Origin of the sequence: Streptomyces sp. NPDC047028, from assembly GCF_040644095.1 — a bacterium.
Lineage (GTDB): Bacteria > Actinomycetota > Actinomycetes > Streptomycetales > Streptomycetaceae > Streptomyces.
On sequence record NZ_JBEYVS010000001.1, the window covers coordinates 266,219 to 289,205 of the forward strand.

The following is a 22,987-nucleotide window of genomic DNA, read 5'->3' on the forward strand; positions in this document are numbered from 1 at the left end:
GCGGGGATCACGGCGGGTGGGGTGCTGCGGCCGGGGGGCGGGGACGTGGGACGGTCGAGGGGCGGGCGGTCGCGGGGAGCCCCGCCGGTCAGAGCCGGGGCGGGGCTCCTGCTGGGGCTGTTCTGCCTGTGCCTGTGCATGGCGGCCGCCGGGCGGGCCGTGGCGGCGGACGGGGACAAGCCGTCCGATCGCGTCGCCACGGTGCTGATCAAGGTCGGCTGGGACCAGGCCCGGCAGGACGTGGTGATCACCCAGACCTGCCGGTACACGCTGGCCGCGGGGAGCGACGCTCTGGCCGGACTCAGGGAGGACGGTTCGGCGGACTGCCTGGGCTACACGCTCCTGCTCGACGGCGAGGAGCCGATCTACGACGGTTCGAACGGGGATACCACCAGGGTGACCCAGGCGTCCGCACGTGCCCCGGTGCACGTGTGGTCCCGCTCCACCCTCGGCCTGCATGTCCGGTCCGGTCATCCGAAAGTGGAGATCGCGCCGGAACCCGTGGGCGAGCGGTACGGCACGGCTCATGGCTTCCCGCCCGACTGGACGATGACGGTGAGCGCGCCCAAGTGGACGTTCAGCCGCATCCGGGGGCCCGTCGCCGCGCAGGACGGCACCACCCTCACCTGGCGACTCCAGCGGGCATCCCGGGCGCCCACCCAGGTCGGGGACGGCACCCGCTCGGTCATCCTGAGCCGCGGCGTGAAGGTGTCCGGACCACCGGTCCTGCGGCACCAGACGCGCGCCGAGCTGCTGGGCTCCCTCGTGGCCGCCATCGCGGGGATCACCGCCGTAGTCGCCCTCCTGGTGGCGGGACCGGCGGGCCCCGCCGTATCGCGCAGGTGGAAGTGGGCGACGGCGCTGCTCGGGGCGACCGTGGTCCTGTGCGCGCTCCGCGGCGGCCCGCAGATCTCGCTCCAGTGGCCCGGCACCGTCACGACCGAAAACGTCTCGGGCCTCGTCCCGTTCGCGCCCGGATTCGTCTGGGCTCCCGGCGCCTACCTGGGCCTGTGGTGGTGGTACGTACTGCCGCTGGCGTTCTGGTGGTTCACGTGCCGCGTGCGGACCGGCAGACCGCCCTCGACGCCCGCACTCCTGGCCGGCTGCCTGTCGCCGCTGTGCGCACTGATCCTCCTCGCCGGCGCCGGGGAGGAGGTGCCGTCCGTGACCTGGACGGCGGTGCCGGCGGCAGCGCTGCTCCTCGCCGTTCTGGCCCAGGCGGGACGCCTGCGGCCCAACGGCAGCGCGGTCCGTCGCTGGGCCCCTACGGCGGCCGCCCTGCTCTGGACGGCCTTCCTCATCCACCGGCTCAGCAAGGTCCCCTACATCGCGGGCGCGGGCTGGCTCATCTCCGGCCCCGTACTCTCCGGCGCGACCGTCTGGCCGCGCCTGACCATGCCCCTGGCCGGGCAGTTGGCCGTCCTCTGCTGCACCTGGCCCGCGGCGGCCTGCCTCGCCTCGCTCCTGGCCTCCGCGCTGCGCCGCACCGTCAGGCCGCCGCTCCACGCGCTCTGCTTCCTGCTGTTCTGGGCCCTGCTGCTCCTGCCCTACCTGATCGCGTGCCTGACGCCTGTCCCGGCGACAAGAGAACCCACGTGGAGCGCACTCCAGCGGACGGGATCCGGGGGCGACGCCCACTGGGCGGCGTACCAGCGCAGCCCGTTCGGGGGCTACTCGGCATGGCTGCCCTTCGTCCTCGTCGTCTGCGTGATCGTGCTCCAGCTCTTCTACCTCCGCCGGCGCGGAGAGCTCGGCGGCGCCGGGCGGGCCGTGGAGCCGGTGGGCCGACTGCTGCTGCTGGGCGCGACGCTGACGGCGTACGGGAGCCCCAGCCTGCGGACACTGACGATGTGGGGGGAGGGGGCCGCCGTCCTCTGGGTGGGCCTCGCCTCGCTGATGCTGCTTCCGCCCGGCACCGCCGAGTCCGCGGCCCGGCTGCGGCGGGTGAGTGCGCGCGGGCACGCCCGGTTCATGGAGCGGTGGCTGGTCACCCAGCTGATCTGGGACACCCGGGCGGACTTCCAGCGCTCCGCACGGTCCTCGCTCGCCGGGGACATGAAGGTGGCCGAATTCACCGACCGCTGGGAACGGCTGGCCGTACCCGGTCACCGCGACGACCCCGAGTCACGGCTGCGACGGGCCCGGCAGTACGCCCTTGGCACGAACGCCGGACGCACCCCGTGGTCCGCCGGGTTCGCCGGCGCGCGCCGCGCCCTGTTGCTGGCGCTGCCGTGGGCGGCCTACAAGGCGGTGACCGGAGGCGTCGTCGGCGCGGACTACTTCATGCCGTTCCACCTCGACGAGCTGTCCAAGGTCCTGAGATTCGGCCACTGGGCGCTCTACGGCTTCGTGTTCGGCTACTTCTACGCCTTGCTGCGCGGCGTCACCCCGGTCGGCAAGGCGGCCCGGCTGATGCTGGTGATCCTGCCCGCCGAGGTCCTGCCCATGCTGTCCCTCACCATCGACCCGCAGTACACGGCGCACCCCTCCTGGTCGGACATGGCGGCCGGATGCGCCGGGGCCGCCGGGCAGACGCTCGTGCTGTGCATGCTGCTGGGTCTGTGGTGGGAGTGGTCACTGGCGCGGGCCGCCGGAATGAAGTGGTCACAGGTCAGGAACCTGCGCCGGCTCTCCTCCATCACCGTCCCGGCCGGCACCGTCCTGGTCGCCGCCGCCACGGCCTTCGCAACCACCATCGCCGGCACCCTGGCCCAGCCGGAAACTCCGCCTCCCGCCCCCCAGCAGACCCAGTCGGCCCCGCCTGCAACGCCGTAGCGCGCGCGGCAGGTCAGGAGGAGAGCGGCGCCGGCCCGCGTGGCGTGGGCGCGGGCCGGGCGGCCCTCACTGCTCCAACGCCTCCAGCGCGCCCAGTTGCTGCATCAGGCCCAGGGTGTCGTGCTGCCACCACATTTCCGTGATCTTGCCGTTCGGGCCGAAGCGGAACATGGTCGTACCGGTCATGGTGACCCGCTTGCCGGTGGGCTGGATGCCCAGGAAGTCGCCCTGGTGCGAGCCGCTCGCGGTCCAGCGGCAGCAGGCCCGGTCGCCCTGGGCGAGTACGTCCTCGACCGCGGCGTCGAACCCGAAAGCGCTCCGCCACATCCTGAACTCGGCACGGCAGGCGTCCAGCCCGATCGTGTCCTGCGGGTTGACCGGGTCGTGGCTGTGGACGTCCTCGTCCAGCAGGTCGTTGAGGGGGGACAGCTCACCGGGCGCGGAGAGCGCCTCGAAGAACCGCCGCACCGCGATGTCGGCCAGCAGGTCGTCCCGTACGACGTCAAGGTCGGTGAACGTCGGTGTCTCCTCGCAGAGCGCGACCAGGTTCTCGAAGATCCTGCCGGTCTCCGGGAGCTGCGAGTTCCGCATCGCCTCCTCGTAGGACGGGAACTCCACCACCTCGACGATGTGCGACGCGTCCGAGCGGTCCTTGCCGACCAGCGCGTGCGTCGCCGTCCGCTTTCCTTTGGTCTGTTCGACCCAGTCGTCCATCAGCCGGTTCATCTCGTCCAGCCGGCTCGTCCTGCACTCGATGAGCTGTACGAAGGTCATGACGCCGCCTCCGGCCCCCGTGGTCCGGTTATCGTCCCGCCCATTTTCCCACCGGAGTGACGTCCTCACCTGCCGAGCCCCGCGGCTGCGTTCGGCGGCTATCGCGGGCCGTACCTGCGGCCCGTCCGGGAGGAGATCCCGCCCAGCAGCCCGCGCGGGGCCACCTTCGCCAGGCCCATCAGCGTCTTGTACCGGGCGGCAGGGATCGACAGCGACTTCCCGCGCGCGAGGTCGGCCAGCGCCGCCGTCACCAGCTTGTCCGCGTCCAGCCACATCCAGCCGGGGATGTTGTCCGTGCCCATCCCAGCCCGCTGGTGGAACTCGGTGCGCACGAAGCCGGGGCACAGGGCCATCAGCCGGACGCCACTGCCGGCCAGGTCCCGGGCCGCGCCCTGCGTGAACTGCACGACCCACGCCTTGGAGGCGCCGTACGTCCCCCTCGGCACGAAGGCCGCCACCGAGGCCACGTTGACGACCCCGCCGCGCCCGCGCTCCCGCATCGCGTCGGCCGCCGCCGAGGTCAGCCGCAGCACGGCCTCGCAGTGCACCTTGAGCATGCGCAGCTCGTCCGCCATCGACACGTCCAGATAGCGGCCCTTGTTTCCGAAACCGGCGTTGTTGATCAGCAGGTCGACCGGGTTGCGGCGGTCGCCGAGGCGCTCGGCCACCGTCTCGATGCCCTTGTCCTCGGCCAGGTCGGCGGTGAGCACCTCGGCCTCGATGCCGTGCCGGTCGTGCAGTTCCGTCGCCTGCTCGCGCAGCCGCCGGGTGTCCCGTGCCACCAGGACGAGGTCGTGCCCGTCAGCCGCCAGGCGCCGCGCGAACGCGGCACCGATCCCCGCGGTCGATCCCGTAATCAGAGCCGTTGTCATGGCGCAAGGGTAGTGACCCGGACTGACAGCGTCCGCTCGCCGGACGCCGGGGGAGGACCGCCGGAGGGCCGGGTGCTGACGGCCTCTCAGCCCCGCCGTCGGCCGGGTCGCCGTCGCGCTGCGAGCCTTGCTGCCCGACGGCTCGTCAGCTCCCGTTCTGCTGCACGTACTTGCGGGCCTTGGCCAGTGACCTCGCGCGCAGGGCCGTCTCCGCGGCCAGCAGGCGGGGCAGCAGTTCGTGCTCCGTGGTCGTCGCCCGGAACTCCATCGCCGCCGTCACCCCGTGCTCCGGCCGGTACACGATCCGGATCGGGTCGCCCGTCCGTATCTCACCCGGTTCGATCACCCTCAGATAGGCGCCCGTCGCGCCCTTCCGGGTGAATCTCCTGACCCAGCCACGCTCGTCCATGTGGCCCTGGAACGTACGGCACGGGACCCGCCCCGAGGTCACCTCCAGGACCACCTCGGAGCCGATCCTCCAGCGCTCGCCGATCAGTGCCCCGGAGACGTCCAACCCGTCCGTCGTGAGGTTCTCGCCGAACTGGCCGTTGGCCAGCGGCCGGCCGAGTTCGCGCTCCCACTCGTCGAGGTCCGCGCGCGCGAACGCGTACACCGCCTGGTCGTCCCCGCCGTGGTAGCGCAGTTCGCACACCGCGTCCCCGGCCAGGCCGCTGCCGCCGACGCCGCTGGGCCCCGGGGCGGTCACCCGCACCGGGCCGTCGACGGGCCGCTTGTCGATGCCCGTGACACCCTCCGCCTGGTCCGTGTACGACACCGGCTGCGGACGGCCCAGATTGACCGAGAGAAGCTTCATGACCGCACGGTACGGGACGCCACCTCAAAGCGTCGAGTGAATATCGCGAGACATGTCCAAGTCTGGCTTATGCTTGAGGGGTGATAGAGGCCCGTCATCTCCGTGTCCTGCGCGCCGTCGCCACCACCGGCTCCTTCTCGGCGGCGGGGCGGGAGCTCGGCTGCACCCAGCCCGCCGTCAGCCAGCAGATGAAGGCCCTGGAGGCCTCCGTGGGCACCCCGCTGCTTGTCCGCAACGGCCGCGAGATGCGCCTGACCCAGGCCGGCGAGGCCCTCGTCCGGCACGCCTCGGGGATCCTCGCCGGCCTCACCGCCGCCGAGGAGGAGGTCGCCGCCATCGCCGGCCTGCGCGCGGGCCGGGTCCGGCTGGTCTCCTTCCCCAGCGGCAGCTCCACCCTGGTCCCCACCGCGCTGGCCGCCCTGCGCGCCGCCCACCCCGGCACCCGCGTCTCCCTGGAGGAGGCCGAGCCCCCGAAGTCGGCGGCACTGCTGCGCGAGGGCGACTGCGACCTGGCGCTGGCCTTCCGCTACGAGGGCGCGGCGGTCGCGGAGGACTGGGACGACCTCGTCGTACGGCCGCTGCTGACGGACCGTCTGGTCGGCCTGGTGCCCGAACGGCACCGCCTCGCGCGCGCGGAGTCCGTCGCCATCGCCGAGCTGGCCGAGGAGCCCTGGATCGCGGGCTGCCCGCGCTGCCGGGGCCAGTTGGTGGAGGTGTGCGAGAGCGCCGGCTTCACGCCCCGCATCGACTTCGCCACGGACGACTACCCGGCCGTGGTGGGCCTCGTGGGCGCGGGCCTGGGCGTCGCCGTACTGCCCCAGCTGGCGGTGGAGTCGGTACGGCCCCGGGGGGTGCGGACGGTGGCGCTGGAACCGTCGGTCCGGCGGGAGATCGTCGCCCTCACCCTGCCCGACCTGGCCCAGGTGCCGGCGGTGGCGGCGACGCTGGAACAGCTGGCACGGGCGGCGGGGCGCTCCCAGGGGGCATGAGAACAGGGGCACGCGTGCGCGTGCCCCTGTGGTGCGGATGGCGGGCCGCATCCGGACTGCCATGGATGCGGAAACGTTCCTTCAGTGGTCGGGAGAGACACCCCCACCGGTGGCCGACGCGGTCACCAGGCGGTTGCGTGCCCGTCCCATCAGCTCCTCACGCTCGTCCTCGGTCAGGCCGCCCCACACGCCGTACGGCTCGCGCACCGCCAGCGCGTGCGCCGCGCACTGCGCACGGACCGGGCACCTCATGCAGACCTCCTTGGCCGAGTTCTCGCGAGCGCTCCGAGCCGCCCCGCGCTCGCCCTCCGGGTGAAAGAAGAGAGAGCTGTCCACCCCGCGGCAGGCAGCGAGCAGCTGCCAGTCCCACAGGTCCGCGTTCGGTCCGGGAAGGCGGGAGAAATCTGCCATTACGTGACCCCTTGTAGCCGTTCTGGGCGGATACGGTGCCAACGACCGTACATCTCCGGTCTAAGGAGATGAAAATATGACTCATTGCGAATCTAGCCCCGGACACCACTGAACGGGAAGAAAAGGGTCTGAATGGGGCATAGGTTGTGATGAAAAGTCGAGAGTCCGACGCGCATGTCTGCACCGTGTGCGCGCCCTCACGTAGAGTGCCGAAGACGGCACGCGGCCCCGTAACTCTTTCGAGTGACCGTCGTTGAGAGTGCGGAGGCGGTTGAAAACACAAGAGCTCGGGCAGGCGTCCGAGACGGTCGACCGCACAGGTGACGATTCCGTACCAGCCTGGAGGCTCAAGGTGACGCGCATCAGCTGCGGAGGGCGGTCATGACATCCGTCCTCGTCTGCGACGACTCCCCGCTTGCCCGAGAAGCGCTCCGTCGCGCGGTCGCGACCGTGCCCGGCGTCGAGCGCGTGACGACGGCGGCCAACGGCGAGGAAGTCCTCCGCCGCTGGGGCGCCGACCGTTCCGACCTGATTCTGATGGACGTACGCATGCCCGGTCTGGGCGGCGTGGAGACCGTGCGGCGGCTGCTGTCCGCCGACCCGGGCGCCCGGATCATCATGCTCACGGTCGCCGAGGACCTGGACGGCGTCGCGCTCGCGGTGGCGGCGGGCGCGCGTGGCTACCTCCACAAGGACGCCTCCCGCGCGGAGCTGCGGGCCACGGTGACGCAGGCGCTCGCCGACCCGACCTGGCGGCTCGCGCCGCGCCGGCTCCGCTCGGCGGAGATGGGGGCGGCGCCGACGCTCACCGCCCGCGAGATCCAGGTGCTGGAGGGTATGAGCCACGGGCGCTCCAACGCCGAGATCGGCCGTGAGCTGTTCCTCTCCGAGGACACCGTGAAGACCCACGCGCGGCGCCTGTTCAAGAAGCTCGGCGCGTCCGACCGGGCCCACGCCGTGGCCCTCGGCTTCCGCTGGGGCCTGGTCCGCTGAACGCCTGGGCGGCAACCCCGGCCGTGTTCCCCTCACCGGGTGCGGCCGGCTCCGCCGTTGCCCTGCGCTCCCCTACGGGGCTGCGCTCGTAGGGCATCTGCGGGCCCGTCGTGGCTGGTCGCACAGTTCCCCGCGCCCCTGGGGTGATGGCTCTGCCCGGCACCGAGCAGGCACTCGGAGTCGCGGTCACCGCTTCAAGACACCGATGGCGGCAACCCACCCAGGGGCGCGGGGGCGTGTCGATCTGCGGCTCCGCCGCGTGGGCCCGACCGGCCACAACGGACCCGCAGTCGCCCCCGGCCGCAAGGTACGGTGCGACCGATGCCGGGCACCTACTGGACACCGGTCAGGGCAACCCACCCGGGGGCGCGGGGAACTGCGCGACAAGCCGCGACGCACCTGCACCCATTTACCGGGGGGCCACCCCCCCAAGGGGCGCGGGCCGTGTCGATCCGGGGCCTCGCCGCGTGGGCGCGACCAGCCACAACGGGCCCGCAGATCTCCACAGGGCCGCACCGAATCGTCGGCCAACCCCCGGAGGGACACCGTTTTCGCGGCGATGCCGCATGCTTGAGAGGTGGAGTCTCTCGGGGACAAGTCGGTCGAGCGGAAGGGGAGGGCGCGAGGAATGAGTGCCGGCGCACCTGCTCATAACGCTTCGGTGCACAACCACGAGCACGATGCGACGGACCGGACGGCCACAGTGCACGATGGACCGATGCGCGACGACGAGGCCGGCACGGCCCACGGGGTGATCGGCGGCCTCGTGCATCGTGCCGTCGACGGGGACGAGCAGGCCACGCACGACCTGCTGGCCCACGTCCACCCCCTGGCGCTGCGCTACTGCCGCACGCGGCTGTCCCGGCTCCCGGGCGACGCACGCCACTTCGTGGAGGACCTCGCGCAGGAGGTCTGCGTCGCCGTCCTGCTCGCGCTGCCGCGCTACCGGGACACCGGCCGCCCCTTCGAGGCGTTCGTCTTCGCCATCGCGTCCCACAAGGTCGCCGACCTGCAGCGCGCCGCCATGCGGCACCCCGGCTCCACGGCGGTGCCGTCCGACGAGATGCCCGAGCGGCCGGACGACTCCCTCGGCCCCGAGGAGCGCGCCCTGCTCAGCAGCGACGCCGAGTGGGCCAAGAAGCTCCTCGCCAACCTGCCCGAGAACCAGCGCGAACTGCTCCTCCTGCGCATCGCGGTGGGCCTGACGGCGGAGGAGACGGGCCAGATGTTGGGAATGTCACCCGGCGCGGTCCGGGTCGCCCAGCACCGCGCCCTGAGCCGTCTGAGGGCGCTCGCCGAACAGTAGGGGCGTACAGGGCCCAGAGCCGCAGCATCGTCGTACGAACACGTCGTCGTACGAACATACGAAGCCCGAAGGCGTCTCGCACCGTGGAATTTGCTAACGCCGCTTCCCGTTAGCATGGACATCCGCACCGATCAAGGCCATGGGGAAGGTGTCATGACTGCAAACGTCGACGGAGTGCCCGGTAAATTCGCGACACTCGGGCTGACCTACGACGACGTGCTGCTGCTGCCGGGCGCATCCGAGGTGCTCCCCAACGCGGCCGACACCTCGTCCCGTATCTCCCGCAACGTCCGGGTGAACATCCCGCTGCTGTCGGCGGCGATGGACAAGGTGACCGAGTCCCGCATGGCGATCGCGATGGCCCGCCTCGGCGGCGTCGGCGTGCTGCACCGCAACCTCTCCGTGGAGGACCAGGTCAACCAGGTCGACCTGGTGAAGCGGTCCGAGTCCGGCATGGTCACCGACCCGATCACCGTGCACCCGGAGGCCACCCTCGCCGAGGCCGACGCGCTGTGCGCGAAGTTCCGCATCAGCGGTGTCCCCGTCACCGACCCGGCCGGCAAGCTCCTCGGCATCGTGACCAACCGCGACATGGCCTTCGAGAGCGACCGCACCCGGCGCGTGCACGAGGTCATGACCCCGATGCCGCTGGTCACCGGCCAGGTCGGCATCTCCGGTCCCGAGGCCATGGAGCTGCTGCGCAAGCACAAGATCGAGAAGCTTCCCCTGGTGGACGGCGACGGCGTCCTCAAGGGCCTGATCACGGTCAAGGACTTCGTCAAGGCCGAGAAGTACCCCAACGCCGCGAAGGACGCCGAGGGCCGGCTGCTCGTCGGTGCCGCCGTCGGCGCCAGCCCGGAGGCGCTGGAGCGCGCCCAGGGCCTCGCCGAGGCCGGTGTGGACTTCCTGGTCGTCGACACCTCCCACGGCCACAACAGCAACGCCCTGAGCTGGATGGCGAAGATCAAGTCCAGCGTGAACGTCGACGTGGTCGGCGGCAACGTCGCCACCCGCGACGGCGCCCAGGCGCTGATCGACGCCGGCATGGACGGCATCAAGGTGGGCGTCGGCCCCGGCTCCATCTGCACCACGCGCGTGGTCGCCGGCATCGGCGTCCCCCAGGTCACGGCCATCTACGAGGCGTCCCTCGCGGCCCGCCCCGCCGGCATCCCGCTGATCGGCGACGGCGGCCTGCAGTACTCGGGCGACATCGGCAAGGCGCTGGTCGCCGGCGCCGACACGGTGATGCTGGGCAGCCTCCTCGCCGGCTGCGAGGAGTCCCCGGGCGAGCTGCTGTTCATCAACGGCAAGCAGTTCAAGTCGTACCGGGGCATGGGCTCGCTCGGCGCCATGCAGTCCCGCGGTCAGGGCAAGTCGTACTCGAAGGACCGCTACTTCCAGGCCGAGGTCACCACCGACGAGAAGCTCGTCCCCGAGGGCGTCGAGGGCCAGGTGCCCTACCGCGGTCCGCTCGCCAACGTCCTGCACCAGCTCGTCGGCGGCCTGCGCCAGACCATGGGCTACGTCGGCGCCGCCACCGTCGAGGAGATGGAGTCCAAGGGCCGCTTCGTGCGGATCACCTCGGCGGGCCTGAAGGAGTCCCACCCGCACGACATCCAGATGACGGTCGAGGCGCCCAACTACAGCAGCAAGAAGTGACGCCCACGCGCGCGTGAACGCGACGCCCCCGCGCGCGTGACGCCGCGCGAGACGTGAACCGACGGCGGTCCCGGAGCATCCGGGGCCGCCGCTGTCGTACCCGTCGGCGATACTGGAAGACGCTGCAACGCATCAGGGAAAGGCCACAGACGTGACTGAGATCGAGATCGGGCGCGGCAAGCGCGGCCGCCGGGCGTACGCCTTCGACGACATCGCCGTCGTCCCCAGCCGCCGTACGCGGGACCCGAAGGAGGTCTCGATCGCCTGGCAGATCGACGCCTACCGCTTCGAGCTGCCCTTCCTGGCCGCCCCCATGGACTCGGTCGTCTCCCCGGCCACCGCGATCCGCATCGGTGAGCTGGGCGGCCTCGGCGTGCTCAACCTCGAAGGCCTCTGGACGCGGCACGAGGACCCGCAGCCGCTGCTGGACGAGATCGCCGAGCTGCCCTCCGAGCGGGCCACCCGCCGCCTGCAGGAGATCTACGCGGCCCCCATCAAGGAGGAGCTGATCGGCGCGCGCATCAAGGAGGTGCGCGACTCCGGCGTGGTCACGGCGGCCGCGCTCTCCCCGCAGCGCACCGCCCAGTTCTCCAAGGCGGTCGTGGACGCGGGCGTGGACATCTTCGTCATCCGCGGTACGACGGTCTCCGCGGAGCACGTGTCGGGCGCCGCCGAGCCGCTGAACCTGAAGCAGTTCATCTACGAGCTGGACGTCCCGGTGATCGTCGGCGGCTGCGCCACCTACACCGCCGCCCTGCACCTGATGCGCACCGGCGCGGCCGGCGTCCTGGTCGGGTTCGGCGGCGGCGCCGCGCACACCACGCGCAACGTGCTGGGCATCCAGGTCCCCATGGCGACCGCGGTCGCGGACGTGGCGGCGGCCCGCCGCGACTACATGGACGAGTCCGGCGGCCGGTACGTGCACGTGATCGCGGACGGCGGCGTCGGCTGGTCCGGCGACCTGCCCAAGGCGATCGCCTGCGGCGCCGACGCGGTGATGATGGGCTCCCCGCTGGCCCGCGCCACGGACGCGCCCGGCAAGGGCCACCACTGGGGCATGGAGGCCGTCAACGAGGAGCTGCCGCGCGGCCAGAAGGTCGACCTCGGCACGGTCGGCACCATCGAGGAGGTCCTCACGGGCCCGTCCCACACCCCGGACGGCTCCATGAACTTCTTCGGCGCCCTGCGCCGCGCCATGGCCACCACCGGCTACAGCGAGCTGAAGGAGTTCCAGCGGGTCGAGGTCACGGTGGCCGACAGCCAGCACAAGCGCTGACCCGCGCAACGCCGCCACGACGGCGAAGGGCCCGGCACCGCGCGGTGCCGGGCCCTTCTCGCGTGCGTGCGTGTTATGCGGCGGCCTTCTTCGTGCCCGAGAACGCGGCGAACGCGGCGATCGCGAAGAAGACGAAGGTCAGCGGGTCCGCGTCGGACTTCCAGCCCTGCTGGACCAGGTCGAAGTGCTGGAAGAACAGCTCGGAGAAGCTGACGTGCAGCAGATCTGCGCCGATCATGGCCTCGCCGACCAGTTGGCCGAGGTAGACCGAGCCGAGCGCCAGCACGGCGGCGGCGATCGCGACCACCGGGTTCCGGCCGCCGGCCTTGCCCGCGGCCACACCGATGACGAAGCCGACGCCGACCGCGGCCCAGCCGATCTCGTGCTTGGTGAGGCCGATGACGACGCCGTAGAGGGCGCCCACGACCAGCGCCGCGGCGACCGCCGCGATCAGCCCCAGCGCCAGGTTGTTCCGCCCCGGCGCGGGCGGCGCCGGCGGACCCGCGAAGGCGCCGGGCTGGGCGGGGTACGGCGCGGCCGGGGCACCGGGCTGCGCCGGGTAGGGCGCGGGGGCGCCGACCGGCGGCTGCTGGGCGTAAGGGTTGGCGCCGGCCGGACCGGGCTGCTGCGGCGGCGGATATGACTGGCTCATGACAGGAGTCCCCCCGTGCTGTGTACAACTGGACGATCGAACGGATGTGCGCTCGCGCAAACTGTGTGCCCGCTATGCGCGAGCCAGGGGAGACTAACAGCCGGGGCCGACAACGCCCCCGGCTGTTTTCCGTTCGTGACGGGCCCGGGACACCGATCCGGCGCGCATCAGAGCCGGTGGGCCGCTCCCGTCGGTGTGGCACCCCGGGTGTCCAGCAGGAGTTGGGCCTTCACCGACAGGCCTTGGAGGTCGTACGTGCGGTGTTGCTGGAGCAGGATCGTCAAGTCGGCGTCGGCGGCGGCCTCGTAGAGGGAGTCCGCGCGCGGGACCGGGCGGTCCAGGACGCTCCAGGAGGCCACGTGCGGGTCGTGGTAGCTGACGGAGGCGCCGAGTTCCATCAGCCGTACGGCGATCTCCTGGGCCGGCGTGCCCTGCTGGTCGGCGAGGTCGGCCTTGTAGGTGACGCCGAGCAGCAGCACGCGTGCCCCGCGCGCGGACTTGCCGTGCTCGTTCAGCAGGGTGGCGGCGCGCTGGACGACGTACCGGGGCATGCGGTGGTTGACCTGCTGGGCCAGTTCCACCATGCGCAGGGTGCCGCCGGCGTGCCCGGTCAGGTCCTGCGGGACGGCGTGGCCGCCGACGCCCGGGCCGGGGCGGAACGCCTGGAAGCCGAAGGGCTTGGTCTCCGCACACCGGATGACGTCCCACAGGTCGACGCCCAAGTCGTGGCAGAGGACGGCCATTTCGTTGACGAGTGCGATGTTGACGTGCCGGTAGTTGGTCTCCAGCAGCTGCACGGTCTCCGCCTCGCGCAGCCCCCGCGCGCGGACGACCTTGTCGGTGAGCCGCCCGTAGAACGCGGCGGCCGACTCGGTGCAGGCCGGGGTGAGACCGCCGATGACCTTCGGGGTGTTGGCCGGGGTGTGGTCGCGGTTGCCGGGGTCGGCCCGGCTGGGGGAGTAGGCGAGGTGGAAGTCGCGGCCCGCGCGCAGTCCGGAGCCCTTCTCCAGCAGGGGCAGCAGGAACCGCTCGGTGGTGCCCGGCAGCACCGATGACTCCAGGATGACGGTGGTGTGCGGGCGGAGCCGCTCGGCGAGCGCGCGGGCCGCCACTTCCACCTGCCCGAGGTCGAGCCCGCCGTCGGCGCCGCGCGGGGTCGGCGCGCAGATCACGGCGGTGCGGACGCGGCCGAGGTGGGCCGGGTCGTCCGTGGGCCGGAAGCCCGCCGCGTGCATCCGGCGCAGCTCGGCGGGGCTGAGGGAACCGGCCTCGGGGCCGGTGGCGTACCCGAGGGTGGGGATGCCTGCGGCGACGGCGGCCTGGGCCAGTGGCAGGCCGTAGGGACCGAGTCCGATGACGGCGAGATCTGCGGGCATGGCGTGGGCCGTCCTTCCCAATAACCGAAGCGGGACAGGTGCGCAACCGCTGTGGACAGCATGAGCGAGTGCACTGTCAGACTAGGAGTAAATATGACCGTTATGCGGGATTCTGTTCGTGTGTCGGGCCAGCGGTTACGCGGGTTTTCGGGGCGTCGCCCGTGAGTTGTCCACAGGCTGGGAGCGCGGCTGGCTGAAGCCGCGCATCCCGGTCAGACTTTGGACAGGAGGACTTTGGGCAGGAGGAGGCGAGTGGGCCGAAGGGGACCGGACCGGGAAGAAGCGGTGCGCGACAGCGGGAGGCAGCGGTGAGGACAGCGACTCTGGGGCCGGCGCAGCGGGCCGAGGCACTGGCGGCGATGGCGGAGCGCGAGCTGGACGTGCTGGTGGTCGGCGGCGGAGTGGTCGGCGCCGGCACCGCGCTGGACGCGGCGACCCGAGGCCTGGCCACCGGCCTGGTCGAGGCCCGCGACTGGGCGTCGGGCACCTCCAGCAGGTCCAGCAAACTGATCCACGGCGGCCTGCGCTATCTGGAGATGCTGGACTTCGCCCTGGTCCGCGAGGCCCTCAAGGAACGCGGCCTGCTCCTGGAGCGGCTCGCCCCCCACCTGGTCAAACCGGTGCCGTTCCTCTACCCGCTCCAGCACCAGGGCTGGGAGCGGCTGTACGCGGGCTCGGGCGTCGCCCTCTATGACGCGATGTCGATGGCCCGCGGACACGGCCGGGGCCTGCCCCTGCACCGCCACCTGACCCGCCGGCACGCCCTGCGCGTCGCCCCCTGCCTGAAGAAGGACGCCCTCGTCGGCGCCCTGCAGTACTACGACGCGCAGATGGACGACGCCCGCTTCGTCGCCACCCTGGTCCGCACGGCGGTGTCGTACGGCGCGAAGGCGGCCAACCGCGCGCGCGTGACCGGGTTCCTGCGCGAGGGCGAGCGGGTGGTCGGCGCCCGTGTGCAGGACGTGGAGGGCGGCGGGGAGTACGAGATCCGCGCCCAGCAGGTCGTCAACGCGACCGGCGTGTGGACCGACGACACGCAGGCCATGGTGGGGGAGCGCGGCCAGTTCCACGTCCGCGCCTCCAAGGGCATCCACCTGGTCGTGCCCAAGGACCGCATCCACTCCACCACCGGGCTGATCCTGCGCACCGAGAAGTCCGTCCTGTTCGTCATCCCCTGGGGCCGGCACTGGATCGTCGGCACCACCGACACCGACTGGGACCTCGACAAGGCCCACCCGGCCGCCTCCAGCGCCGACATCGACTACCTGCTGGAACACGTCAACTCGGTGCTGCGGGTGCCGCTCAGCCGCGACGACGTACAGGGCGTGTACGCCGGGCTGAGGCCCCTGCTGGCCGGTGAGTCCGACGCCACCAGCAAGCTGTCCCGCGAGCACACCGTGGCGCATCCGGCGCCGGGCCTGGTGGTCGTGGCGGGCGGCAAGTACACCACGTACCGCGTGATGGCCAAGGACGCCGTCGACGAGGCCGTGCACGGGCTGGACATGCGCGTCGCCGACTGCGTCACCGAGGACGTCCCGCTGATCGGCGCCGAGGGCTACCGGGCCATGTGGAACGCGCGGGCCCGCATCGCCGCCCGCACCGGCATCCACGTCGTCCGCGTCGAGCACCTGCTCAACCGGTACGGCTCCATGGCCGAGGAACTCCTCGACCTCATCGCGGGCGACCCCGCCCTGGGCGCCCCGCTGCAGGCCGCCGACGACTACCTGCGCGCCGAGGTCGTCTACGCCGCCTCGCACGAGGGCGCCCGCCACCTGGACGACGTCCTCACCCGCCGCACCCGCATCTCCATCGAGACCTTCGACCGCGGCACCCGCAGCGCCCGCGAGGCGGCGGAACTCATGGCCCCCGTCCTCGGCTGGGACAAGGGCCAGATCGAACGCGAGGTCGAGCACTACGAGAAGCGGGTCGAGGCCGAACGCGAGTCGCAGCGCCAACCGGACGACCTGACCGCGGACGCGGCCCGCCTGGGCGCCCCGGACATCGTCCCGCTGTAGCCGCGGGAGGGGGGAGGAGAGCGCCTGAATCACCATCATCCCGGCAACCGGAGCCCCATGTTCACCGGGTCGGCCGGGGTGCGCGGGCCCGGCTCCGGGCGCCCGGCACCCTGGGCGTCGGGCACTTGTCGGGTGAGGGACAATGAAGGCTCTGTCAGGGCGGGTTATGAGGGGACGCATGTCGGAGGCGGAGCGGGCGGGGACATCCCGTCAGGAGACTCGTCAGGACAAGAGCGAGCGTCGTCTCCTTGCCGGTCGCTACCGGCTGGGAGACGTACTGGGCCGCGGCGGCATGGGCACGGTGTGGCGGGCCGAGGACGAAACCCTGGGCCGTACGGTCGCCGTCAAGGAACTGCGGTTCCCGTCGAACATCGACGAGGAGGAGAAGCGGCGCCTGATCACGCGCACGCTGCGCGAGGCCAAGGCGATCGCCCGGATCCGCAACAACAGCGCGGTCACGGTCTTCGACGTCGTCGACGAGGACGACCGGCCGTGGATCGTCATGGAGTTGGTCGAGGGCAAGTCCCTCGCCGAGGCCATCCGCGAGGACGGCCTGCTGGAGCCCCGGCGCGCCGCCGAGGTAGGGCTCGCGATCCTCGACGTCCTGCGCTCCGCGCACCGCGAGGGCATCCTGCACCGGGACGTGAAGCCGTCCAACGTGCTCATCGCCGAGGACGGCCGGGTCGTCCTCACCGACTTCGGCATCGCGCAGGTCGAGGGCGACCCGTCCATCACCTCCACCGGCATGCTCGTCGGCGCCCCCTCCTACATCTCCCCGGAGCGCGCCCGCGGCCACAAGCCGGGCCCCGCGGCCGACCTGTGGTCGCTGGGCGGCCTGCTGTACGCGGCGGTCGAGGGAACGCCGCCGTACGACAAGGGCTCGGCGATCGCCACGCTCACCGCGGTGATGACCGAGCCGCTGGAGGAGCCCAAGAACGCCGGCCCCCTCCGGGACGTCATCTTCGGCCTGCTCAACAAGGACCCGGCGCAGCGCCTGGACGACGCGGGTGCGCGGGCCCTGCTCAACACCGTGCTCCACGCGCCCGAGCCCGAGTCGATGGACGCCACGCGGGTCGTTCCGCTGCCCGCCCAGTCCGGTGGCCCCGACGGCAAGCGGGGCGAGGAGGCCGCCGACAAGCTGCGCGGGGCGCTGCGTTCGGTCCGCAAGGCGGCGGGCGCGGCGAGCGCGGCGGCGGTGACGCGAGCCAAGAGCGGCGGGGGTACGGCGGCGACGGGGACCGCCGGGTCCGGGGCTGCCTCGGGCACGCCGAGCGGGAACCCGGGGCGGACTTCGGGCAAGGCGAGCGTGCCGGCCCAGTCGTCGTCCGGCGCTGCGGGTGCGGGTGCGGGTGCCGCCGGCGGGGTGCCCGCCCGGCCCACGGCCCCTCCGGCGCAGGGTGCCAAGGGTGCGGCAGGCGCGGCGGGCGCCTCGAACCCCGAGGCCGCCAAGCCGAGTTCGGGCTGGCCCGTCGTTCCGCCGCCGGACCTGGACCTGCCGCCGCGGCAGGTGCCGAGGGCGCCGCTGACCGACGTGGTGCCCAAGCGGACGCTGGTCGTCATCGCCGTGGTGGTCGTCCTCGCGGTGATCGGCACCGTGCTGGCCCTGACCCTCGGCGGCGACAAGGGCGACAAGGGGAGCAGCGGCGCCAAGGCCGTGGCGAGCAGCGGTGCGTCCACCAAGAAGGACAAGGGCGGCAAGGCGGACCAGGGCAAGGGCAAGGGCGACGGCAAGGCGGGTTCCGGCAGCGGGGCCCAGGCCGACGGCACCTCCTCGGCGTCCGCCAACACCGGTTCGGCGGGCGCGAACACGGGCACGGACGCGGACGACGCCGGCGACTCCGCGTCCGGCTCGTCGAAGGACGGCGGCAGCGCGCCCGTGGCGTCCACGCACCAGGGCACCCAGGGCTACTCCATCGGGCTCCCCAAGGGCTGGAAGTACCAGTCCACCGGATCGGCCGGCGACCGGTACACCGGCCCCGACGGGCAGAAACTCCTCGTCGCCTGGACCGGTTCGCCCAAGGGGGACCCGGTGGCGGACTGGAAGAACCAGGAGGGGTACATGGTGCGCTCCCAGTACCACCGGATCCGCATAGAGAAGGTCGGCTACCGGGGCTGGAACACCGCCGACTGGGAGTTCACCTACGTCGACGGCGGCACCACGTACCGCACCATCGACCGCGGGTTCGTCGTCAATGACCACCAGGGGTACGCGCTGATGTACACGGCGAAGGACACCCACTGGCACAGCGATCTGCGCAAGGACACCTGGCGGACCCTGACCAAGTCCTTCCAGCCCAAGCAGTGAGCGGGATCCGGCCGGGAGTTGAAACGTGAGAATCCGTCATCCCCTCGGTGCGGGTTGCCTCCGGCACGTATCGTGAATGGTTGAGGACCGTACGCATCCACTCTGTATGCGGAACGGGCGGAACGGGCCCAGAAGCGAACGGATGTGACCAACCGCCGGCCGGGGGAGGCAACGTGGAGGACTATGCGGGTCGGGTGCTCGCCGACCGCTACCGTCTGCCGCTGCCCCCCGCCGACGAGTACGAACTCACCGAGACCCGCGCCTTCGACACCTACAGCGGTCAGGAAGTGCTGGTCCGGCAGGTGCCTTTGCCGGAGGTCGTCGAGGCGGAGGTGCTCGACGCGGAGGGGCTGCCCGAGGGCTTCACCCCGCGGCAGCGCGGGGCGCGCCCGAGTCCCGCCGGGCGGACCGCGACCCGGCAGCCGGCCGACCCGGCGGTGCGGCGCGCCGTCGAGGCCGTGCAGGCGGCAGCCCGCATCCCCGACCACCCCCGGCTGGACCAGGTCTTCGATGTCTTCGCGGAGGGCGGCTCCCTGTGGGTCGTCAGCGAGTTGGTGGCGGCCCGGCCGCTCGCCGCGATGCTGGCCGAGCAGCCGCTGTCGCCGTACCGTGCGGCGGAGGTCGCCTCCGACGTCCTCATGGCCCTGCGCGTCCTGCACGGCCACGGTTGGGTCCACCGCAACATCACCGCCCGCACGGTCCTCGTCTGCGACGACGGCCGCGTCATGCTGACCGGCCTCGCGGTCGGCGCGGCGGAGGAGGCGCTGTGCGGGTACGACCCGGTCCCGCCCGAGGAGGGCGGTGAGCCGGGTACCGGGGGAGCGGCCGGACACGGCGAGTTCGGCGGCTACGGCACGAGCGGCGACGCCCCGCCTGCGACGGGCCCGCGCCCGACGGCTCCGGGCCCGACGCCCTCGGGAACGGCCGCCCCGTACCCGGCAGCCGCGCTCGGTTCGGGCCGGCCGGGCGGTGGGGCGAGCGCCGGAGCGGGTGCCGGACCGGGTGCCGGGAGGGCCGTGCCGCAGGTCGAAGCCGATCCCGAGGCCGCCCGGCGGGCCGCCATCCAGGCACGGGGCGCCGGCGGGCTGCCGGTGCCGGGTGCGAGCGGGACGTCCGGCGGCGCCCCGAGCGCGGGCGGCGCCGGTGCGCCGGGCCGGAGCGCGGCCGACGGCGTCGAGGACATCCGGGCCGCGCGGGCCGGAGCCATCGCCGCCTACCGGGCGGGCGCCCGCGCCGCGGCCCGCGTCCAGGAGGCCCAGCAGAACACCCGAGCCGCCCTCCCCGCGGCCCGCCCCTCCACCGAGGACGACGACACCGGAGCGGAGCGAACGAACGGGGCGGTGCAGCAGCCGTATCCGTCCGGCATGGGCTGGGCCGACGGCGAGCAGCGACCGTATCCGGCCGGGCCGGTCCCCGGGCCTCCGGGGCGTATCGCCGACCCGTACGGCGTCCAAGGGGCCCCCTGGCACGGCGCCGCCCCGCGCACCGGTCCCGGCGGACCGGAGCCGGGCCAGGCGGCCGCACGTCCGGGTGGGGCCGCCCCCGCTCTCCCCGCCCAGTCCAGGGAGCCCGTGCCGCCGGCCGAACTCGCCCCCGCCGCCCCCCGGTCGGGATTTCCGGCCGGTGCCCCGCAGCGCGGGCCCGCCACGGCGCTCGCGGCCGAGCGGGCCCGGCAGGTGCGGATGACCGTCGTGGGGCCGGTGACCGAGCGGTGGGCGCCCGAGCAGGCCGGGTCCGTGCACGAGAACTGGCAGCTGGCGGCGCCCATCGGGCCCGCCACCGACCTGTGGGCGCTCGGGGCGCTGCTGTTCCGGGCGGTGCAGGGGCACGCGCCGTATCCGGAGGAGTCGACGGCCGAGCTGGTGCAGCTGGTGTGCGCCGAGCCGCCCGCGTTCGCCGAGGAGTGTGGTCCGCTCAGGCCGGTCGTGGAGTCCCTGCTGCGTCAGGACCCCACCGAGCGCCCGGAGTTCGAGGAGCTGCGCGGCTGGCTGCGCAGCCTGGTGCGGTCCGCGCCCGAGCCCGACGCCGGCGCGCACGTCGTCCCCGTCCCGCCCGCCGACCCGAGCCGGCTGCCGATCGTGCGGCGACGCGGTGAGCTGGTGCGCCGGCGCCGCGCCGGGCTGCCCGCGGCCGGTCCGCACGGACGGCACAAGCGGGCCCGCGACGACCGGGGTTCGCCGCACCACCTGGGCCGTACGCTGCTGCTGGTCGTCCTGCTGCTCCTGGCCGGCGCGGTCGCGTACGCCCTGCTGTTCATGCCGAAGGACGACAGCGGCGACCGCGGCGACCGCACGGGCAGCGCCGGGCAGGTGAGCCCGGCCCCCACGGCGCCCGCGCGGCAGGACACCCCCAGCCCGACCGGACACGGCACCCCCGCCCCCTCCACCGAGACGCAGACGCAGGGCGACAGCAGCGTGGCCGACGGCTTCACCCTGCGCAGCGACCCCGAGGGCTTCAAGGTGGCCGTGGCCAAGGGCTGGGACCGCTCCCCGAAGAACGGCAGCGGCGAGGTGGTGTACGCGCACGGCGGTTTCGAACTGCTCGTCGTCCCGGGCCGGGACAGCGCCTCGCAGTACGGCGGCGACCCGATGGCCTACCAGCGGAACAAGGAGCGCGAGCTCCAGCCGTACCGCGACTCCAGCTGGGCCACGGCGACCGGACTGCGCACCATCGAGGTGGGCGGACGGACCATGGCGGAGGGCCAGTTCACCTGGACCGACGACCAGGGACACGACCTGTTCGTACGCAACATGGCGATCCTGCTCGACGGCCGCTACCACATCGTGCAGGTGCGCGGCCCGGAGGCCGAGCGGGACGAGGTGACGCGGCTGTACGAGCAGGCTACCGCGACGTACCGCTACACGCGTTGAACAGCCCGTGCGGGTACGGCGGCGCGAACCGTCACAGTGCTGTCACCTTGGTACCCCGCTTGTTCCCTGACGGTTGACCGGTCCTTAGTCTGACCCTGTCAAGAGCATTGCGGGGCAACGTGAATCAGATGCAGGGCCTGCTCGTCGCGGGCCGCTACCGGCTCGCCGATTCCATCGGCAGCGGCGGCATGGGCCGGGTGTGGCGCGCCTACGACGAGGTGCTGCACCGGACGGTCGCCGTCAAGGAGTTGACCGCCGCGCTCTACGTCTCCGACGCGGACCGGGCCGTCCTGCTGGCCCGTACCCGGGCCGAGGCGCGCGCCGCCGCGCGCATCAACCACTCCGCCGTCGTCACCGTGCACGACGTCCTCGAACACGACGGCCGGCCGTGGATCGTCATGGAGCTGGTCGAGGGCAACTCGCTGGCCGACGAGGTCAAGGAGCGCGGCCGGGTCGAGCCGCGCGAGGCCGCGCGGATCGGGCTGTGGGTGCTGCGGGCCCTGCGCGCCGCGCACTCGGCCGGGGTGCTGCACCGCGACATCAAGCCCGGCAACGTGCTGCTCGGCCGGGACGGCCGGGTCCTGCTCACCGACTTCGGCATCGCCCAGATAGAGGGCGACTCCACGATCACGCGCACCGGCGAGGTCGTCGGCTCGGTCGACTACCTCGCGCCCGAGCGCGTGCGCGGCCACGACCCCGGCCCGTCCTCCGACTTGTGGGCGCTGGGCGCCACGCTGTACACGGCGGTCGAAGGGCGCTCGCCGTTCCGCCGCACCTCACCGCTCGGCACCATGCAGGCGGTCGTGGAGGAGGAGGCGGACGAGCCGCGTCACGCCGGTCCGCTCGGACCCGTCATCGCCGCCCTGCTCCGCAAGGAGCCGGACCGGCGGCCGGGCGCCGAGGAGGCGGAGCTGATGCTCGCCGAGGCGGCGGAGGGCCGCCGCCCGAGCACGGCCCAGGCGTTCATCCCCACCCAGGGGACGGGCACCCGCGTGGACCCGCACGGGGCGGCCGGGTTCAGGGGCACGGGCGGCACATCAGGCCCGTATACGACCGGCCCGTACGCGACCGGAGCGACCACCCCGGGCCCCGGCACCGGCACGGCGCCCCAGGGCCCTTCCACCACCGGCCCGACGGCCGTCGCATCCGCCGGAACCCCCGTCGGCACCCCCCTCGGTGGTCCCACAGCCCCCCGCCCCCGCCGACGGCTGCGCACCCTCGCACTCGTCATCGCGGTCGCCGCCGTAGTGGGCTCAGCCGCGGCCGTCGGCTTCCAGCGGTGGCACAACCAGGGCGGAAGCGACGCCGGTACGCCCTCCGGCCAGACCCCCTCGGCGAGCAGCACCCCTGACCCCGGGGGCGCGGTGCCGGCGAACTGGCAGGTCCGGCACGATCCTTTCGGCTTCAGCATCTCCCTGCCCAAGGGCTGGAAGCGGTCCGTCTCCATCGACCAGGACGGCCTGCGGCAGGTCGACTACTCGCCCGACAAGGGCAAGCACCTCGTGCGGATCGCCGTCGACACCGCGCCGGACTTCCGCACCGCGTACGAGCACATGAGCAACCTGGACCAGCGGGTCTCACGGCGGCTGATCGACTACAAGCAGCTGAAGTTCAAGAAGGAGCTTTTCCGCGACCTGCCGGGCGTCCGCTGGGAGTACACGTGGAACGCGCTGGCCAAGGACCCGCCGCACTACTTTCCGGGGCCCTACCATGCGATCGACGTCGGGTACATGGAGAGCAACGGCACCGAGTACGCCATCTACGCGGCCTCACCGGCGGCCGACTGGGGCACCACCAAGAAGCAGTTCAGCTGGATGCTGCGCAGCTTCCAGGAGGGTTGATCCAAGAGGACAGCCGGGGGAGGCTCCTGCCCCGCGGGCCGACACGACTAAGCTCGCCC

At 72.8% G+C, this 22,987-nt stretch carries 16 protein-coding genes; 10 read left to right on the forward strand and 6 right to left on the reverse strand.

Features of this window, described 5'->3' with window-relative positions; all coding sequences use genetic code 11:
- Positions 1-45: 45 nt before the first annotated feature.
- A complete protein-coding gene (locus ABZ854_RS01340) occupies positions 46-2,775 on the forward strand; it encodes a hypothetical protein (RefSeq protein ID WP_361202430.1) in 2,730 nt (909 codons plus the stop codon).
- Between the two features lie 66 nt (positions 2,776-2,841).
- Here ABZ854_RS01340 and ABZ854_RS01345 read toward each other — a convergent pair whose 3' ends face one another.
- The 3 genes from ABZ854_RS01345 to ABZ854_RS01355 form a co-directional block, all read right to left on the reverse strand.
- The gene (locus tag ABZ854_RS01345; protein WP_361202432.1) at positions 2,842-3,549 is read right to left on the reverse strand and encodes an ester cyclase; all 708 of its coding nucleotides are present in this window, start codon (positions 3,547-3,549) and stop codon (positions 2,842-2,844) included.
- Between the two features lie 98 nt (positions 3,550-3,647).
- Positions 3,648-4,421, reverse strand: coding sequence for an SDR family oxidoreductase (locus ABZ854_RS01350; protein ID WP_361202434.1), 774 nt, complete (start codon positions 4,419-4,421; stop codon positions 3,648-3,650).
- Positions 4,422-4,566: 145 nt separating this feature from the next.
- Complete coding sequence (locus ABZ854_RS01355; RefSeq protein WP_361202436.1) at positions 4,567-5,235, reverse strand: MOSC domain-containing protein; 669 nt, start codon at positions 5,233-5,235, stop codon at positions 4,567-4,569.
- A gap of 80 nt (positions 5,236-5,315) precedes the next feature.
- On the opposite strand from ABZ854_RS01355, the gene ABZ854_RS01360 reads away from it, so the two are divergent.
- Positions 5,316-6,224, forward strand: coding sequence for a LysR family transcriptional regulator (locus ABZ854_RS01360; RefSeq protein WP_361202438.1), 909 nt, complete (start codon positions 5,316-5,318; stop codon positions 6,222-6,224).
- 81 nt (positions 6,225-6,305) lie between these two features.
- On the opposite strand, the gene ABZ854_RS01365 is transcribed toward ABZ854_RS01360, so the two are convergent.
- Positions 6,306-6,635 carry a WhiB family transcriptional regulator gene (locus ABZ854_RS01365; RefSeq protein WP_129307349.1) on the reverse strand — a complete coding sequence of 110 codons (330 nt, stop codon included), beginning with the start codon at positions 6,633-6,635 and terminating at the stop codon, positions 6,306-6,308.
- 381 nt (positions 6,636-7,016) lie between these two features.
- Here ABZ854_RS01365 and ABZ854_RS01370 point away from each other — a divergent pair, with 381 nt between their 5' ends.
- The 4 genes from ABZ854_RS01370 (at position 7,017) to ABZ854_RS01385 (ending at position 11,869) form a co-directional block, all read left to right on the forward strand.
- A complete protein-coding gene (locus tag ABZ854_RS01370) occupies positions 7,017-7,628 on the forward strand; it encodes a response regulator transcription factor (RefSeq protein ID WP_003948568.1) in 612 nt (203 codons plus the stop codon).
- A 718-nt stretch (positions 7,629-8,346) separates the two neighbouring features.
- Positions 8,347-8,934, forward strand: coding sequence for a sigma-70 family RNA polymerase sigma factor (locus ABZ854_RS01375; RefSeq protein WP_361202440.1), 588 nt, complete (start codon positions 8,347-8,349; stop codon positions 8,932-8,934).
- A gap of 153 nt (positions 8,935-9,087) precedes the next feature.
- A complete protein-coding gene (guaB, locus tag ABZ854_RS01380) occupies positions 9,088-10,593 on the forward strand; it encodes an IMP dehydrogenase (RefSeq protein ID WP_129307347.1) in 1,506 nt (501 codons plus the stop codon).
- 151 nt (positions 10,594-10,744) lie between these two features.
- On the forward strand, positions 10,745-11,869 hold the full coding sequence (locus ABZ854_RS01385) for a GuaB3 family IMP dehydrogenase-related protein (RefSeq protein WP_129307346.1): 1,125 nt from the start codon (positions 10,745-10,747) through the stop codon (positions 11,867-11,869).
- A 73-nt stretch (positions 11,870-11,942) separates the two neighbouring features.
- Here ABZ854_RS01385 and ABZ854_RS01390 read toward each other — a convergent pair whose 3' ends face one another.
- Both ABZ854_RS01390 and ABZ854_RS01395 read right to left on the reverse strand, forming a co-directional pair.
- Complete coding sequence (locus ABZ854_RS01390; RefSeq protein WP_361202443.1) at positions 11,943-12,521, reverse strand: hypothetical protein; 579 nt, start codon at positions 12,519-12,521, stop codon at positions 11,943-11,945.
- Between the two features lie 167 nt (positions 12,522-12,688).
- On the reverse strand, positions 12,689-13,897 hold the full coding sequence (locus ABZ854_RS01395; protein ID WP_361202445.1) for a nucleotide sugar dehydrogenase: 1,209 nt from the start codon (positions 13,895-13,897) through the stop codon (positions 12,689-12,691).
- Positions 13,898-14,205: 308 nt separating this feature from the next.
- On the opposite strand from ABZ854_RS01395, the gene ABZ854_RS01400 reads away from it, so the two are divergent.
- From ABZ854_RS01400 to ABZ854_RS01415, 4 genes are all read left to right on the forward strand, one after another.
- Complete coding sequence (locus ABZ854_RS01400; protein WP_361202447.1) at positions 14,206-15,912, forward strand: glycerol-3-phosphate dehydrogenase/oxidase; 1,707 nt, start codon at positions 14,206-14,208, stop codon at positions 15,910-15,912.
- 178 nt (positions 15,913-16,090) lie between these two features.
- Positions 16,091-18,217 carry a protein kinase gene (locus ABZ854_RS01405; protein WP_361202448.1) on the forward strand — a complete coding sequence of 709 codons (2,127 nt, stop codon included), beginning with the start codon at positions 16,091-16,093 and terminating at the stop codon, positions 18,215-18,217.
- 173 nt (positions 18,218-18,390) lie between these two features.
- The gene (locus ABZ854_RS01410) at positions 18,391-21,087 is read left to right on the forward strand and encodes a protein kinase (protein ID WP_361202450.1); all 2,697 of its coding nucleotides are present in this window, start codon (positions 18,391-18,393) and stop codon (positions 21,085-21,087) included.
- Positions 21,088-21,215: 128 nt separating this feature from the next.
- Positions 21,216-22,928: a protein kinase gene (locus ABZ854_RS01415; protein ID WP_361202789.1), complete on the forward strand. Its 1,713-nt coding sequence runs from the start codon at positions 21,216-21,218 to the stop codon at positions 22,926-22,928.
- Positions 22,929-22,987 lie beyond the last annotated feature (59 nt).